16 protein-coding genes and 1 tRNA gene are annotated in these 14,895 nt (G+C 74.1%); 11 read left to right on the top strand and 6 right to left on the bottom strand.

Annotated elements, in window-relative coordinates; all coding sequences use genetic code 11:
• The first annotated feature begins 58 nt into the window (after nucleotides 1-58).
• Nucleotides 59-131: transfer RNA gene (locus AB5970_RS17135), tRNA-Glu, on the top strand.
• A gap of 67 nt (nucleotides 132-198) precedes the next feature.
• On the opposite strand, the gene AB5970_RS17130 is transcribed toward AB5970_RS17135, so the two are convergent.
• Both AB5970_RS17130 and AB5970_RS17125 read right to left on the bottom strand, forming a co-directional pair.
• Complete coding sequence (locus tag AB5970_RS17130) at nucleotides 199-429, bottom strand: hypothetical protein (RefSeq protein ID WP_370505154.1); 231 nt, start codon at nucleotides 427-429, stop codon at nucleotides 199-201.
• Nucleotides 429-1,148, bottom strand: coding sequence for an IclR family transcriptional regulator (locus AB5970_RS17125; protein ID WP_028046824.1), 720 nt, complete (start codon nucleotides 1,146-1,148; stop codon nucleotides 429-431). The genes AB5970_RS17130 and AB5970_RS17125 overlap by 1 nt, the downstream gene beginning before the upstream one ends.
• 106 nt (nucleotides 1,149-1,254) lie before the next feature.
• On the opposite strand from AB5970_RS17125, the gene leuC reads away from it, so the two are divergent.
• The 6 genes from leuC to AB5970_RS17095 all read left to right on the top strand — a co-directional run bounded on the left by leuC (nucleotide 1,255) and on the right by AB5970_RS17095 (nucleotide 7,402).
• On the top strand, nucleotides 1,255-2,709 hold the full coding sequence (leuC, locus tag AB5970_RS17120; protein ID WP_370505153.1) for a 3-isopropylmalate dehydratase large subunit: 1,455 nt from the start codon (nucleotides 1,255-1,257) through the stop codon (nucleotides 2,707-2,709).
• A 20-nt stretch (nucleotides 2,710-2,729) separates the two neighbouring features.
• Nucleotides 2,730-3,395 (top strand): 3-isopropylmalate dehydratase small subunit, encoded by a 666-nt coding sequence (leuD, locus tag AB5970_RS17115; RefSeq protein ID WP_370505152.1) that lies wholly within the window; start codon nucleotides 2,730-2,732, stop codon nucleotides 3,393-3,395.
• A 105-nt stretch (nucleotides 3,396-3,500) separates the two neighbouring features.
• On the top strand, nucleotides 3,501-4,109 hold the full coding sequence (locus AB5970_RS17110; protein ID WP_370505151.1) for an HU family DNA-binding protein: 609 nt from the start codon (nucleotides 3,501-3,503) through the stop codon (nucleotides 4,107-4,109).
• A gap of 110 nt (nucleotides 4,110-4,219) precedes the next feature.
• Nucleotides 4,220-5,548 carry a UDP-N-acetylglucosamine 1-carboxyvinyltransferase gene (gene murA, locus AB5970_RS17105; protein WP_370505173.1) on the top strand — a complete coding sequence of 443 codons (1,329 nt, stop codon included), beginning with the start codon at nucleotides 4,220-4,222 and terminating at the stop codon, nucleotides 5,546-5,548.
• A gap of 40 nt (nucleotides 5,549-5,588) precedes the next feature.
• Nucleotides 5,589-6,353: a lysophospholipid acyltransferase family protein gene (locus AB5970_RS17100; protein WP_370505150.1), complete on the top strand. Its 765-nt coding sequence runs from the start codon at nucleotides 5,589-5,591 to the stop codon at nucleotides 6,351-6,353.
• Nucleotides 6,350-7,402, top strand: coding sequence for an NAD(P)H-dependent glycerol-3-phosphate dehydrogenase (locus AB5970_RS17095; protein ID WP_370505149.1), 1,053 nt, complete (start codon nucleotides 6,350-6,352; stop codon nucleotides 7,400-7,402). Before AB5970_RS17100 ends, AB5970_RS17095 begins: the two co-directional genes overlap by 4 nt.
• Here AB5970_RS17095 and AB5970_RS17090 read toward each other — a convergent pair.
• Nucleotides 7,399-8,544, bottom strand: a complete 1,146-nt coding sequence (locus tag AB5970_RS17090; RefSeq protein ID WP_370505148.1) for a trans-sulfuration enzyme family protein — start codon at nucleotides 8,542-8,544, stop codon at nucleotides 7,399-7,401. The genes AB5970_RS17095 and AB5970_RS17090 overlap by 4 nt on opposite strands.
• Before the next feature lie 60 nt (nucleotides 8,545-8,604).
• On the opposite strand from AB5970_RS17090, the gene AB5970_RS17085 reads away from it, so the two are divergent.
• Nucleotides 8,605-9,774, top strand: a complete 1,170-nt coding sequence (locus AB5970_RS17085) for a D-alanine--D-alanine ligase family protein (protein ID WP_370505147.1) — start codon at nucleotides 8,605-8,607, stop codon at nucleotides 9,772-9,774.
• Nucleotides 9,775-10,020: 246 nt separating this feature from the next.
• Nucleotides 10,021-11,097, top strand: coding sequence for a fatty acid desaturase family protein (locus tag AB5970_RS17080; RefSeq protein ID WP_370505146.1), 1,077 nt, complete (start codon nucleotides 10,021-10,023; stop codon nucleotides 11,095-11,097).
• Between the two features lies 1 nt (nucleotide 11,098).
• Here AB5970_RS17080 and AB5970_RS17075 read toward each other — a convergent pair whose 3' ends face one another.
• The gene (locus tag AB5970_RS17075; protein WP_370505145.1) at nucleotides 11,099-11,584 is read right to left on the bottom strand and encodes a DUF3515 family protein; all 486 of its coding nucleotides are present in this window, start codon (nucleotides 11,582-11,584) and stop codon (nucleotides 11,099-11,101) included.
• Between the two features lie 47 nt (nucleotides 11,585-11,631).
• On the opposite strand from AB5970_RS17075, the gene AB5970_RS17070 reads away from it, so the two are divergent.
• Complete coding sequence (locus tag AB5970_RS17070) at nucleotides 11,632-12,621, top strand: thiamine-phosphate kinase (protein WP_370505144.1); 990 nt, start codon at nucleotides 11,632-11,634, stop codon at nucleotides 12,619-12,621.
• Nucleotides 12,622-12,633: 12 nt separating this feature from the next.
• Here AB5970_RS17070 and AB5970_RS17065 read toward each other — a convergent pair whose 3' ends face one another.
• Together AB5970_RS17065 and rpmB are read right to left on the bottom strand one after the other, a co-directional pair.
• Nucleotides 12,634-13,158: a GNAT family N-acetyltransferase gene (locus tag AB5970_RS17065; protein ID WP_370505143.1), complete on the bottom strand. Its 525-nt coding sequence runs from the start codon at nucleotides 13,156-13,158 to the stop codon at nucleotides 12,634-12,636.
• An 84-nt stretch (nucleotides 13,159-13,242) separates the two neighbouring features.
• The gene (gene rpmB / locus AB5970_RS17060) at nucleotides 13,243-13,434 is read right to left on the bottom strand and encodes a 50S ribosomal protein L28 (RefSeq protein WP_028050248.1); all 192 of its coding nucleotides are present in this window, start codon (nucleotides 13,432-13,434) and stop codon (nucleotides 13,243-13,245) included.
• Between the two features lie 254 nt (nucleotides 13,435-13,688).
• On the opposite strand from rpmB, the gene AB5970_RS17055 reads away from it, so the two are divergent.
• Nucleotides 13,689-14,895: DAK2 domain-containing protein (locus tag AB5970_RS17055; RefSeq protein ID WP_370505142.1), on the top strand; the 1,207-nt coding region annotated here is incomplete at its 3' end.

Genomic DNA, 14,895 nt, shown 5'->3' with positions numbered 1-14,895 from the left:
GGAGGATCGGGTAGAGTGTTCACTCGCAAGCGAGGCCCCCGGGTCTCGCAGCGTATAGGCCCCCGTTGTGTAGCGGCCTAGCACGCCGCCCTCTCACGGCGGTAGCGCCGGTTCGAATCCGGTCGGGGGTACATCACGAAGGCCCGGTCACCACGGTGACCGGGCCTTCGTCGTGCGTGAGCTCAGTGCAGCCCAGGCTCAGTGCTGGCCCGGCGGTCCGTGCGAGGACGTCGGCAGGAGCGCGACGACGCCCCAGCCGATGACGGCGGCCACGGCGCCGACGAGCACGCCGGTGACCGCCGCGTCGCCGGCGCCCCCACCGCCGAGCAGCGCGAGCGCGACCCCCACCAGCACACCGGCGGCGAACCCGAGCAGCGCGACCCGTCGGCGCAGCCGCCGTCGCGACGCCGCGGCCCCGCGGACGGCCATCAGTCGGCCGTTCGGCGCAGCACCTCGGTCAGCCGGTTGGCCGCCGAGACGACCGCGGCGGCGTGCAGCCGGCCCGGCTGCCGTGAGAGGCGCTCGAGCGGCCCGGAGACGGACACGGCGGCCACGATCCGGCCGGACGGGCCGCGCACGGGGGCTGACACCGAGGCGACGCCGACCTCGCGCTCGGACACCGACTGCGCCCAGCCGCGGCGGCGGACCCCGGAGAGGATCGTGGCGGTGAACTTGGCGCCCTGCAGCCCGCGGTGCAGCCGGTCCGGCTCCTCCCACGCGAGCAGGATCTGCGCCGCGGACCCCGCGTGCATGGTGAGCGTGGCGCCCACAGGGATCGAGTCGCGCAGCCCGATGGGCCGCTCCGCGGCGGCGACGCAGATGCGCTGGTCGCCCTGCCGGCGGTACAGCTGCGCGCTCTCGCCGGTGTGGTCGCGCAGCGCGGCCAGCACGGGGCCGGCGGCGGCGAGCAGGCGGTCCTCGCCGGCGGCCGTCGCGAGCTCCGACAGGCGCGGTCCGAGCACGAACCGACCCTGCATGTCGCGAGCCACCAGGCGGTGGTGCTCGAGGGCCACGGCCAGCCGGTGGGCCGTCGGGCGAGCAAGATGGGTGGCAGTGACGAGCTGCGCGAGGGTGGCAGGGCCGGCCTCGAGGGCGCTGAGAACGGACGCGGCCTTGTCCAGCACGCCGACTCCGCTAGAGTTGTCCATAGGTCGATATTGGCGTCTCGAAGGCTGAGATGCAAGTACGACAGCAGGTGAGCCGGGAAAACCACACTCCCGGCCGACGGAACGAACGAGAGAACGGACCGAGAAGATGGCCGGCACGTTGGCAGAGAAGGTCTGGGACGCGCATGTCGTGCGACGCGGCACGGACGGCGCTCCGGACCTGCTCTACATCGACCTCCACCTCGTGCACGAGGTGACGAGCCCCCAGGCGTTCGAGGGTCTCCGGCTGGCCGGCCGCGGTGTGCGCCGCCCGGACCTCACGCTGGCGACCGAGGACCACAACACTCCCACGCTCGACATCGACCGGCCCATCGCCGACGAGACGAGCCGCACGCAGATCCAGACGCTGCGCAACAACGCCGCGGAGTTCGGCGTCCGCATCCACTCGCTCGGCGACGCCGACCAGGGGATCGTGCACCAGGTGGGCCCCCAGCTCGGTCTGACGCAGCCCGGCCTGACGGTCGTCTGCGGCGACTCGCACACTTCGACGCACGGCGCGTTCGGTGCGCTCGCGTTCGGCATCGGCACCAGCGAGGTCGAGCACGTGCTGGCCACGCAGACGCTGCCGCTGGCGCCGTTCAAGACGATGGCCATCACGGTCGACGGCGAGCTCCCGCCCGGCGCCACCAGCAAGGACATCATCCTGGCGATCATCGCCAAGATCGGCACGGGCGGCGGGCAGGGCTACGTGCTCGAGTACCGCGGCGAGGCCATCCGCGCGCTCTCGATGGAAGCCCGCATGACGGTCTGCAACATGTCGATCGAGGCCGGCGCGCGCGCGGGGATGATCGCGCCGGACGAGACGACCTTCGCGTACCTCCAGGGCCGCCCGCACGCGCCCGAGGGCGCGGACTGGGACGCGGCCGTGGAGTACTGGCGGACGCTGCGCAGCGACGACGACGCGCAGTTCGACGTCGAGGTCGTGCTCGAGGCCGCGGACCTCGAGCCGTTCGTGACCTGGGGCACCAACCCCGGTCAGGGCCTGCCGCTGTCGGGCTCGGTCCCGGTGCCGGAGGAGATCGCCGACGCCAACGAGCGCGTCGCCGCCGAGCGGGCCATCGAGTACATGGGGCTGACGCCCGGCCAGCCGCTGCGCGAGATCAAGGTGGACACGGTGTTCATCGGCTCGTGCACCAACGGCCGCATCGAGGACCTGCGCTCGGTGGCCAAGGTCATCCGCGGCAAGCACAAGTCCGACGACGTCCGCGTGCTCGTGGTGCCGGCGTCGGCGCGCGTGCGCCTGCAGGCGGAGGCCGAGGGGCTGGACAAGATCTTCCTCGACTTCGGCGCCGAGTGGCGCAACGCCGGCTGCTCGATGTGTCTGGGCATGAACCCCGACCAGCTCGCCCCGGGGGAGCGCTCGGCGTCCACGTCGAACCGCAACTTCGAGGGGCGGCAGGGCAAGGGCGGACGCACGCACCTGGTGTCCCCGCTCGTCGCCGCCGCCACCGCGATCCGCGGCACGCTCTCGTCGTACGCCGACCTCGACACCGGGGCGCCCGCGCCGGACGGCAGCCCCCTCACCGACCTCCAGACGGTCTGACCAAGGAAGCGAGAAGACTGATGGAGAAGTTCCGCCAGCACACCGGCGTCGGCGTCCCGCTGCGGCGCAGCAACGTGGACACCGACCAGATCATCCCGGCCGTCTACCTCAAGCGCGTGACGCGCACCGGGTTCGAGGACGCCCTGTTCGCCGCCTGGCGCGGGGACCCGTCGTTCATCCTCAACCAGGACGCCTACAAGGCCGGCTCGGTGCTCGTCGCCGGGCCCGACTTCGGCACCGGCTCGTCGCGCGAGCACGCCGTCTGGGCGCTCAAGGACTACGGCTTCAAGGTCGTCATCTCGAACCGCTTCGCGGACATCTTCCGCGGCAACTCCGGCAAGCAGGGGCTGCTCGCCGCGCAGGCGTCGCAGGAGGACATCGAGCTGATCTGGAAGATCCTCGAGACCCGTCCGGGCACCGCGGTGACGGTCGACCTCGAGTCGAAGACGATCACGTGCGACGACGTCGTCGTGCCGTTCCAGGTGGACGACTACACCCGCTGGCGTCTGATGGAGGGTCTCGACGACATCGGGCTCACGCTCGAGCACGCCGACGAGATCTCCGCGTTCGAGGCGCGTCGCGAGCCGTGGCGGCCCGCGACCCTGCCGGCCAAGCACCTGCCGCCCGTCGAGATCGTGGCCGCGCGGCCGGTGGGCGTCCCGGTCGAGATCGGCCGCAAGCCCTGACCGTCCCGGCGGGTCGCCTCCCAGGTGGCCCGCCGGGTTCGTCCGATGGCTACGGTGGGTGCCGGGTCCGGTGCGGGACGCGCGCCGGCGACGAGAGGGACGACCATGCCGGGCAAGTCGCAGATCGCTGACCGGATCGCCGCGCGCGGGGCCTCGAAGGCCGCCGCGCTCGCCGCGGTCGACGCCGTGCTGGACGAGATCACGTCCGCCCTAGCGGCCGGCGAGCGCGTCACGCTCACGGGCTTCGGCACGTTCGAGGCGGCCGGTCGCGCGGCCCGGACGGGCCGCAACCCCCGGACGGGCGAGGCTCTCGAGGTGGCGGCGACCACGGTCGCGCGGTTCCATCCCGGCGCCACGCTGCGCGCCCGGGTCGCCGCAGGCCCGGGCGCTCCGCTGGGTGCGGTCGCCGACCTGGGCTCCCTGCAGGGACTCGCGGCGGCAGAGCAGACCCCCGTCGCCGCGCCGACCGAGAAGGTCCGCGCCAAGCCGGCGGCCAAGGTCACGGCGACGGCCTCGGCCACCGCGAAGGCGAAGGCGAAGGCCGAGGCGAAGAAGGCCGCGGTCAAGAAGCGGGCCGACGACGCCAAGAGGGCGGACGCGAAGAAGCGTGCCGCCAAGAAGGCGGAGGCCAAGAAGGCCGAGTCCAGCAAGGCCGACGCCAAGAAGAAGGCCGCCAAGAAGTCGGCGGGCAAGGGTCGCACCAAGAAGAAGTAATCGCGGAGCCCGATCCTGTGAAGGTTCCGCGCCGCCCCGGCGTGCCGGGACGCGGACGGTCGGGAGCACCCCCGCGGGTGGGAGACGATGGCTAGATGACCGACCTTTCCATGACGGATCTGCTGTACGTCAACGGCGGCACCCCGCTGTCGGGCGAGATCACCGTGCGCGGCGCCAAGAACTTCGTCTCCAAGGCGATGGTGGCGGCCCTGCTGGGCGAGACGCCGAGCGTGCTGCGCAACGTCCCCCAGATCCGCGACGTGGCCGTGGTCACCGGCCTGCTGGAGCTGCACGGCGTCAAGGTCGACGCCGACGCGGAGGGCGGCGTGCTGCACCTCGACCCGACGGACGTCGAGTCGGCGCACGTCGCGGACATCGACACGCACGCGGGGTCGAGCCGCATCCCGATCCTGTTCTGCGGCCCGCTGCTGCACCGGCTGGGTGAGGCGTTCATCCCCGACCTGGGCGGCTGCCGGATCGGTGACCGGCCGATCAACTACCACCTCGACATCCTGCGGCAGTTCGGCGCGGTCGTGGACAAGACCGACAACGGCATCCACATCCGGGCGCCCCGCCGCCTTCAGGGCACCAAGATCGCGCTGCCGTACCCGAGCGTCGGGGCCACCGAGCAGCTGCTGCTCACGGCCGTGCGGGCCGAGGGCGTCACCGAGCTGTCCAACGCGGCGATCGAGCCCGAGATCATGGACCTCATCAACGTGCTGCAGAAGATGGGCGCGATCATCTCGGTCGACACCGACCGGGTGATCCGGATCGAGGGCGTCGACCGCCTGGTCGGGTTCCGGCACACGGCCCTGTCCGACCGGATCGAGGCGGCCTCGTGGGCGTCCGCCGCGCTGGCGACGGGCGGCGACATCACCGTCCGCGGGGCCACGCAGCCCGAGATGACGACGTTCCTCAACACGTTCCGCAAGGTGGGCGGCGAGTTCGCCATCGACGACGACGGCATCCGGTTCTTCCACCCGGGCGGCGACCTGCGCTCGATCACGCTCGAGACGGACGTGCACCCGGGGTTCATGACGGACTGGCAGCAGCCGCTCGTGGTGGCCCTCACGCAGGCCAAGGGCCTGTCGATCGTGCACGAGACCGTGTACGAGAACCGGTTCGGTTTCACCGACGCCCTGGTGGGCATGGGCGCGACGATCCAGGTCTACAAGGAGTGCCTGGGCGGCCGGCCGTGCCGGTTCGGGCAGCGCAACTTCCTGCACTCCGCGGTGATCTCGGGCCCGACGCCGCTGGCCGCCGCCGACATCGAGGTGCCCGACCTGCGGGGCGGGTTCAGCCACCTCATCGCCGCGCTGGCGGCCAAGGGCACCTCGTCGGTGCGGGGGATCAGCCTCATCGACCGCGGGTACGAGCGGTTCACCGAGAAGCTCGAGGCCCTGGGCGCCGAGTTCAGCCGGGAGCTCGTGCGGCCGTGAGCGTCCGGTGCGCGCCGGGCGCCCGGTAGCATCGGCTCCCGTGCAGCCGCCGGTCAGATCCAATCGCGCCTACCGCAACGTCGCGCGCATCGTGCGCCCCCCGATGCTCGCCATGACGCGTCGGGACTGGCGCGGCACCGAGAACCTCCCCACCGAGGGCGGGTTCATCGTCGCGTCGAACCACATGACGAACATCGACCCGCTGACGTTCGCGCACTTCCTGTGGGACAACGGATTCGCGCCGAAGATCCTGGCGAAGGCGCCCCTGTTCAAGGTGCCGGTGCTGGGCGGCGTGCTGCGCGCCACGGGGCAGATCCCGGTGTACCGGAACACCTCGTCGGCCGGCGACTCCCTGACGGCGGGCATCGCGGCGATCGAGGCGGGCGACGCGGTCGCCGTCTTCCCCGAGGGCACCCTGACGCGCGACCCCGAGTTGTGGCCCATGGTCGGCAAGACCGGCATCGCCCGCCTCGCGCTCACCACGAAGGCGCCGGTCATCCCCGTGGCGCAGTGGGGCGCACAGGACCTCCTCGCGCGCTACGGCAAGCTGCTCAAGCCGATCCCGCGCAAGCTCGTGACGGTCGTGGCCGGCCCGCCGGTGCACCTCGACGACCTGTACGACCGCCCGCAGGACACCAAGACGCTGCGCGAGGCCACCGAGCGCGTGATGACCGCGATCACCGCGCTGCTGCAGGAGATCCGCGGCGAGGAGCCCCCGGCCGTCCGCTACGACATGCGCAAGCCGCTCGCGCAGGGTGAGAAGAGGGTCGGCGGCGACCACGCGACCCACCCGGAGCTGCCGTGACGGCGGACCAGGTGGCCGAGGAGCGTCCGGCCGTCGAGGGTGCTCCCCGCCTGCGTGCCGCCGTGCTCGGCGCCGGCGCGTGGGGCACCACGTTCGCGGCCGTCATGGCCGACGCCGGCTGCGACGTCACGGTCTGGGGCCGCGACGAGAAGGTGTGCCGGCAGATCGGCGACGAGCGCCGCAACGAGGCGTACCTGCCGGGCGTCACGCTGCCCGCGCGCGTGCGGGCGACCACCGACGCGCGCGCGGCCCTCGCGGGCGCCGACGTCGTCGCCATCGCGATCCCGTCCCAGAGCGCGCGGGCGACGCTCACGCCGCTCGCCGACGCCGTCCCCGCCCACGCCGTCGCCGTGTCCCTCATGAAGGGCGTCGAGCTCTCGACCGACCGCCGGATGAGCGAGGTCGTCTCCGAGGCGCTGGGCATCCCCGCGGACCGGGTCGCGGTCGTGTCCGGCCCCAACCTCGCTCTCGAGATCGCGCACCGGCAGCCCACCGCGACCGTGGTGGCGTCGACCAGCGAGGCGACCGCGCAGCTGGTGGCGCGCGCGTGCGCGTCCGCCTACTTCCGGCCGTACACCAACGACGACGTCGTCGGAGTCGAGCTGTGCGGGGCGGTGAAGAACGTCATCGCGCTCGCGGTCGGCATCTCGCAGGGCCGGGGCCTCGGCTACAACACGATGGCGACGGTCATCACGCGCGGCCTGGTCGAGATCACGCGGCTCGGGCTGGCGCTGGGCGCCGACGCCGACACGTTCCCCGGCCTGGCCGGGCTCGGGGACCTCATGGCGACCTGCGCGTCGCCCGACTCGCGGAACCACACGCTCGGCGGGCACATCGGCCGCGGGATGACGCTGGACGAGGCGATCTCCGCCACGGGCGGCACCGCCGAGGGCGTGAAGTCGAGCCGGTCCGTGCTGGAGCTGGCCACGACGCTGGGCGTCGAGATGCCGATCACCTCCGCCGTGGTCAAGGTGCTGCACGAGGGGCTCCCGGTCGACCAGCTGGCCGCGCTGCTCCTCGCCCGGCCGCACAAGGCCGAAGGGGCCTAGAGGGCCCGCAGCGCCCGGTCCAGGTCGGCCCAGAGGTCCTCGACGTCCTCGATGCCCACCGACATCCGCAGCAGGTCCTCCGGCACGGTCACCGACTCGGTGGCGAACCGGCGGCGGCGCTCGAGCGTCGACTCGACGCCGCCGAGGCTGGTCGCGGGCACCCAGAGCCGCAGCGCGGCCACGACGGCGTCTGCGGCGTCCGGGCCGCCGACGGGGCGCAGGCCGATGATCGACCCGAAGCCGTCCATGAGCCGGGCGGCGCGCTCGTGCCCCGGGTCGGTGGGCAGGCTCGGGTGCCGGACCTCGGCGACGGCCGGGTGCGCGCTCAGGCGGCGCGCGAGCTCGGCGGCGCTGGCCTGGGAGCGCTCGACCCGGAGCGCGAGCGTGCGCAGGCCGCGCAGCGCCAGCCAGACCTCGAACGGGCCGGCGATCGAGCCGTGCAGCGTCCGGTACGCGTGCAGGCGGGCGTGCAGGTCGTCGTCGTCGGCCAGCGCGGCGCCCAGCACGACGTCGGTGTGCCCCGCGAGGTACTTGGTCACCGAGTGCACGACGACGTCCGCGCCGTGCGCGAACGGGCGCTGCACCAGCGGCGTCGCGAACGTGTTGTCCACGCCGACCAGGGCGCCGGCGGCGTGCGCGGCCTCGACCAGCACCGGCAGGTCCGCGACCTCGAGCATGGGGTTGGTCGGGGTCTCGACCCAGAGCATCGACGTGGGCTCGCGCAGCGCGGCGAGCACGGCGTCGGTGTCGTCGATGTCCACCAGCGCCACGTCGACCCCGAGGCGCTCGTGCAGGTCCTGGGCGTAGCCGAGGGTCACCTGGTAGGAGTGCCGCGGCAGCACGAGGCGGCCGCCCGGCGGCACGAGCGAGAGGGCCGCGGCGATGGCGGCCATGCCCGAGCCGAACACGAGAGCCGGGTGCGCCGAGCCCTCGAGCGTGCCGAGCGCCTGCTCGAACGGGTGCCAGGTCTCGGCGTCGATGCGGCCGTACAGCGGCTCGCCCGGCCCCGGCACGCCGCGGGAGACGAACGTCGAGGAGAGGACCAGGGGAGGGTTGACCGGCGCGCCCTGGGCCCGGTCGGGTCTGCCGGCGGCCACCACGAGCGTCGCGGGGGCGAGGTCGTCGATGCGCTCCGAGGTCACCGGGGCAGGTTACCGGGCCGGTGCCCGGGGCCCGCTCGCCGACCGGTAGGGTCGGGCGCGATGGACGCCACCGCACAGCCCTCGGGCCACCCGCAGACCTCCGCCCCGACCTCCGGGGCCGACCGCCGCCCCCGCGTGATGGTCCTGTTCGGCGGGCGCTCCGGCGAGCACGCGATCAGCTGCGCGACCGCGGGCGGCGTGCTGCGGGCCATCGACCGCGACCGCTACGACGTGCTGGCCGTGGGCATCACCCCCGCGGGCCGCTGGGTGCTGGCCGACGACGACCCCGACCGCTGGGCGATCGTCGACGGCCGCCTGCCGCAGGTGGAGGACACCGCCGCGCACGTGCTGCTCCCGCAGGCCGTCGACGACCGCGACGTGCAGGTGCTCGAGGCGGGGCGGCTGCCGCGCGTCCTGGGCGAGGTCGACGTCGTCTTCCCGCTGCTGCACGGGCCGTTCGGCGAGGACGGCACCCTGCAGGGGCTGCTCGAGCTGGCCGACGTGCGCTACGTGGGCGCCGGCGTGCTCGCGTCCGCCGTCGGCATGGACAAGCACATGATGAAGGTCGTGCTGGCCGGCCACGGGCTGCCCGTCGGGCCGTTCCGCGTGATCCAGCCCGGCGAGCTCGACCGCGACCCCGAGGGCGTCACCGCCCGGGTCGCCGAGCTCGGGCTGCCCGTGTTCGTCAAGCCCGCGCGCGCCGGCTCCAGCCTGGGGATCTCCCGCGTCACCTCCCTGGCCGACCTGCCGGCGGCGGTCGACGCGGCCCGGCTGCACGACCCGAAGGTCATCGTGGAGGCGGCCGTCGTGGGGCGCGAGATCGAGTGCGGCGTGCTCGGTGGGCACGACGGCGACCGGGCGCGCGCGTCGCTGCCGGGCGAGATCGTCGTCACCGACCCCCGGCACGCGTTCTACGACTTCGAGGCCAAGTACCTCGACGAGGCCGGTGTGACGCTCGCGTGCCCCGCCGACCTGCCCGAGGGCGTGGTCGAGGCGGTCCAGGACGCCGCGGTGCGCACCTTCGAGGCGGTCGGCTGCGAGGGTCTGGCGCGCGTCGACGTCTTCGTCACGCCCGACGGCGACGTGGTGGTCAACGAGATCAACACCATGCCGGGGTTCACGCCGTACTCGATGTACCCGCGCCTCTGGGAGGCGTCCGGGGTCGGCTACGCCGAGCTGGTGGACGAGCTCCTGCGGCTCGCGCTCGCGCGGCCCACGGGTCTTCGCTGACCCTTCACCTGGACGTGCGCCCATCCGGGGCCCTGTCGGGCTACCCTCAGGGCATTCGTGATGGACCGCTCCCGACAACGTCGTCGTCCGCGGTGGTCGTCCCCCCATCACCGTCGGGACGCCCTGCGCCCCTCCGCACCCTCGACCGGGGGTGCGCCGCACGGCCGGCAGGCGCGCCGGCTCCCGTAGATCGATGGTGACCGCCATGGCCGTCTCGCCGACAGATTCGACCCACGAGGCGGGCGCATGAGCGCGACCGTGTCGCCCGGGGCATCCATTCCCGCACGAACGGCCACCACGCAGGACTACTCGGCGCTCGCCGCCTACGTCCGCGAGTCCGGTCTGCTGCGCCGCCGCTACGTCTACTACTGGACGCGCCTCGTGGCCGTGGTCCTGGCGTTCGCCGCGGTGTGGGTGGCCGTCGTCCTCGTCGGCAACTCGTGGTGGCAGCTGGCCGTCGCGGCCGGGTTCGCGGTCGTGCTCACCCAGATCGCGTTCCTGGGGCACGACAGCGCGCACCGCCAGATCTTCCGGTCCGGGCCGTGGAACGACTGGACCTCCCGCATCCTGGCCGGCGGGTTCGTCGGCCTCAGCCACACGTGGTGGCGCAACAAGCACAACCGGCACCACGCCTCGCCCAACCAGGTGGGGTCGGACCCCGACATCGCCCCCGGGGTGGTCGTCTGGACCGCGGACGCGCTGGAGACCCGCACGGGCTGGCGCGCCTGGTTCGGGCGTCACCAGGGCTGGTTCTTCTTCCCCCTGCTCACGCTCGAGGGCCTGAGCCTGCACGTCTCGAGCGTGCGGCTGCTGCTGGCCAAGGGCGAGGTCCCGCACCGCTGGGTCGAGGCCCCGATCGTGATCACGCGGCTCGCGGTCTACGCCGGCCTGCTGTTCTGGCTGCTGCCGCCCGGCAAGGCCGTCGCGTTCATCGGGGTGCAGATGGCCCTGTTCGGCGTCCTGCTCGGCGGGTCGTTCGCGCCCAACCACAAGGGCATGCCGATCATCCCCGCCGGCCTCAAGGTGGACTTCCTGCGTCGTCAGGTGCTGACGTCCCGCAACATCCGCGGCGGCGTGGCCGTCGACTTCGTCATGGGCGGGCTCAACTACCAGGTCGAGCACCACCTGTTCCCCAGCATGCCGCGGCCGAACCTCAAGCACGTGCAGCCCGTGGTCCGGGCGTACTGCGAGCAGCGCGGGATCACGTACACCGAGGTCGGTTTCTTCCGGTCGTACCGGATCGTCGTGGACTACCTGAACCGGGTGGGGCTCGCGGACCGGGCGGCGTTCGACTGCCCCGTCGCCGCGCAGTACGGCCGCTGACCTACAGGCAGGACCGTTCCTGCGCGGTCAGGGCGACCGCGGGTCCCAGCTGGTCGACGAACGCCGTCGAGCGCTCCCGCGCGACCGCGGCGGGCACGTGCAGCTCGACGGCCGGCACGCGCCCGTAGGTGGTGAACGTCCAGTCGCCGTCCGCGCCCTCGACGACCACCCAGTCGATGCTCGGGCCGCCCGGCGTCTCGACCGTCTGGCAGTGGTCCGTGGTCGGGCCCGGGGGCTCGACCCCGCACCGCAGGACGAGGGGCGCCGAGGGGTCACCCCACGCCGTCGTGGCCTGTGCCGTGGTGTCGTGCTGGGGGAGGCCGTCGCCCAGCGAGTCGGGCACGGCCAGCACGACGGACGCGCACACCGGGTCGGTCGCGTGGGGCGCCACCTGCGCCGGCACCGTGCTGGCGCACCCGGCGAGCACGGCGACGCCGGCGGCCGAGACCACGGCGAGCAGCGGTCGGCTCAGGGGCTGCAGAGGCACCCCGTCACGGTAACCCGGCCGGACCGCCGACCCTCTACCGTGTCGGGGTGACCGGCGACACCCCCACCGACGCCCCGCTCGTCTCCGAGCTGTCCGAGGAGGCCCTGCTGGCCCGCATCTTCCCGCTGCTGCCCCGGGGTGCCGACACCCTCGTGCCGCCCGGCGACGACGCGGCGGTCGTCGCCGCGCCCGACGGACGGTTCGTGGTGACCACCGACGTGCTCGTCGAGGACCGCCACTTCCGCCGGTCGTGGTCCTCGGGGGAGGACGTCGGTCGGCGCGCCGCCGTGCAGAACCTCGCCGACGTGGCCGCGATGGGCGCCCGGCCCACCAGCCTCGTCGTCGCCCTGGTGGTCCCGGCGGACCTGCCCGCGTCGTGGGTGGAGGGCCTCGCGCGAGGCCTGGCCGCCGAGTGTGCGCCTCTTGGGGTCGGCGTGGTGGGCGGCGACCTCTCGGGCGGCCCGGTGGTCGTCGTCGCCGTGACCGCGCACGGCGACCTGGGCGGCCGCGCCCCCGTGCTGCGGTCGGGTGCCCGCGCCGGGGACGTCGTCGCGCACGCCGGGGTCGCCGGCTGGTCGGCGGCCGGCCTGGCCCTGCTCGGGTCGGGGCGGGCCCAGCCCGACGCCGAGCTGGTGGACGCCTACCTGCGGCCCGGGTCCCCGCTCGCGGCCGGGCCTGCGGCCGCCGCGGCGGGAGCCACCGCGATGATGGACGTGTCCGACGGGCTGCTGCGCGACGCCGGTCGGCTGGCCCGCGCCGGCGGCGTCCGGGTCGACCTCGACGCGTCGGCCTTCGCGACGGACGTGGACCGGCTGGCGCCGACCGCCGCGGCGCTCGGCGCCGACGCGCTGCGCTGGGTGCTGGACGGCGGCGAGGACCACGGGCTGCTGGCGACGTTCCCGGCCGGGGTCGAGCTGCCGGAGCCGTTCCGCGCCGTCGGTCGCGTGCACGACGTGCCCGCGGGCGAGGCCCCAGGTGTCTGGGTCGACGGCCGACCCGCGCCCGCACGGTCGGGGTGGGACCACTTCGGCGGGTAGGTCGGGGCGGCGTCAGCCGCGGCGGTACCGGACCTCGAGCAGGCTCTCGCCGCCGATGTCGTCGTACCGCTCCACGCCGTCCGCCTGGAAGCCGTGCCGCCGGTAGAAGTGCCGGGCGCGCTCGTTGTCCGCCAGCACCCACAGGGTGATCGTCGTCTTCTCGCCGACCTCGCCGATCACGGTCCGCATGAGGTCGCGGGCCACACCGTGCCCCCACGTGCCGGGATCGAGGTAGATCGAGAAGATCTCCCGGTCGCCCCGCCGCGCGTCCTCGTCGCGGCTGGGCCCCACGGTGACGAACCCGACGGTGCGGTCCGGCGCGACGGCGACCCACGTGCGGATGTCCTCCGCCGGTCCCTGGCGCAGGTACTGACCCCACTGGGCCGTCCGTTCGCCCGCGTCCAGGGAGGCGAGGTACGCCTCGGGCACGATGCCCGCGTACGCCTCCTGCCAGGACCGTACGTGCACCCGGGCGATGCCCGCTGCGTCCCCCTCGGTGGCGATCCGGATCGTCACCTCGTCCAGCTGCTCGACCATGGAGGTCACCCTGCCACACGGACCGGGCATGGCGAAGGCCCGTGAGGTGACAACCTCACGGGCCTTCGGACAGTCGGTCAGACGTCAGATGGCGCGCTGCACCTTGCCGGCCTTGAGGCACGACGTGCACACGTTGAGACGCTTGGGCGTCCCCGCGACGACGGCACGCACGCGCTGGATGTTCGGGTTCCAGCGACGCTTCGTGCGCACGTGCGAGTGCGAGATGCTGTGCCCGAAGCTCGGGCCCTTGGCGCAGACGTCGCAGTTGGCAGCCACGGTCTTCTCCTGTTGCTCTGTACGGATCATGTGCCGCGTGTGCGGCGAAGTCATGGGTCGGGGCGCACGAGCGACTCCGACTCCGGAAGTGGATTCGGGGGCCGCGACGGGGCACCACCAGCGCCCAGCAAGGCCGGGCAACCGGTCAAGACTAGCCCATGGCGGACGTCGACCCAAATGTGGGCGCGATGAGGCAGGGTGGTGCCGCCGGTGCAGCCGGGCTCGCCGGTGCAGCCAGAGATCACGGAGGTGCGGTGGATCTGCTCGAGGCAGCGGCGGTGCGCGCGTGGGCCGGCGCCGCCCGCGCCGCGCTGGCGGAGGCGCGGGACCGGATCGACGCCGTCAACGTCTTCCCGGTGGCGGACTCGGACACGGGCACCAACGTGCTGCTGACCGTCGAGGGCGGCCTCGGGGCGGTGGAGCTGCTCGCCCCGGACGCCGCGGCGCCCGACGTGGCCCGGGCGTTCGCCCGGGGGTCGCTGCTGGCGGCGCGCGGCAACTCCGGCGTCATCGTGAGCCAGTACCTCACCGGGTTCGCGCGCGGGCTGCCGGCCGGGGCGGGTGCCCGCGAGGTCGCGCACTGCCTGGTGGTCGCCGCCCGGGCCGCGCGGGAGGCCACGGTCGAGCCCCAGGAGGGCACGGTCCTCACGCTGGCCGCCGTGGTGGGCAGGTCGGCCACCACCGCGGCGGACGCGGGCGCGGACCTGCCGACGGTGCTCGCCGAGGCCGTGGCGGAGGCGCTGCGGGGGCTCGGGCGGATCAGCGCGGCGCACCCGGTCCTGCGGGCCGCGCACGTGCTCGACGCCGGTGCGTGCGCGCTGCTCGTCGTGCTCGACGCGCTCGCGCGGTCCGTGGCCGACGAGCGTCCGGTCCGGGTTCCGCTCGACTGGCTGCCGACGGCGGCCGCGCACCACACGTCCGCGGAGCCGACCGGCGGCGCGTTCGAGGTCATGCTGCTCGTCAGCGACGACGGCCCGCGGCCGACCGTGCCGGTGGACACCGGCGCCGAGCTGCGGCGGCGCATGGGCGCGGTCGGCGACTCGGTCGCGGTCGTGGGCGGCGACGGCTGGTGGCACGTGCACGTGCACACCGACCACCCGGCCGAGGCGATCGCGGGCGCCGCGCTCGGCCGGCGGGAGCAGGTGCTCGTCCGGCTTCTCGCGGGGGCGCACGCCGGCGGGTCGGCGCTGCACGGCGGACCGGACGGCCGGGAGCGGTGGGGCGTCGTGGTCTGCACGGCCGCGCCGGGGCTCGCCGCCTGGTACGCCGCCGCGGGCGCGGTCACCGTCGTCCAGTGCCCGGAGGCGCCGATCCGGCCCGTGCACCTCGAGCGGGCCGTCGCCGACTCCGGGGCCGCACGCGTCGTCCTGCTGCCGGGGGCCGTGGGGGCGGTGGGCCCGCTCTCGACGCCCGGCGCGCGCGTCGACGTCCTCGCCGCGCCCGACGAGGTGCGCGTCGCCA

Origin of the sequence: Cellulomonas sp. ICMP 17802 (genome assembly GCF_041295535.1) — a bacterium.
GTDB lineage: Bacteria > Actinomycetota > Actinomycetes > Actinomycetales > Cellulomonadaceae > Cellulomonas.
The sequence above is the reverse complement of the archived record's forward strand: the minus strand, read 5'-3'. Positions and strand labels throughout refer to the sequence as shown.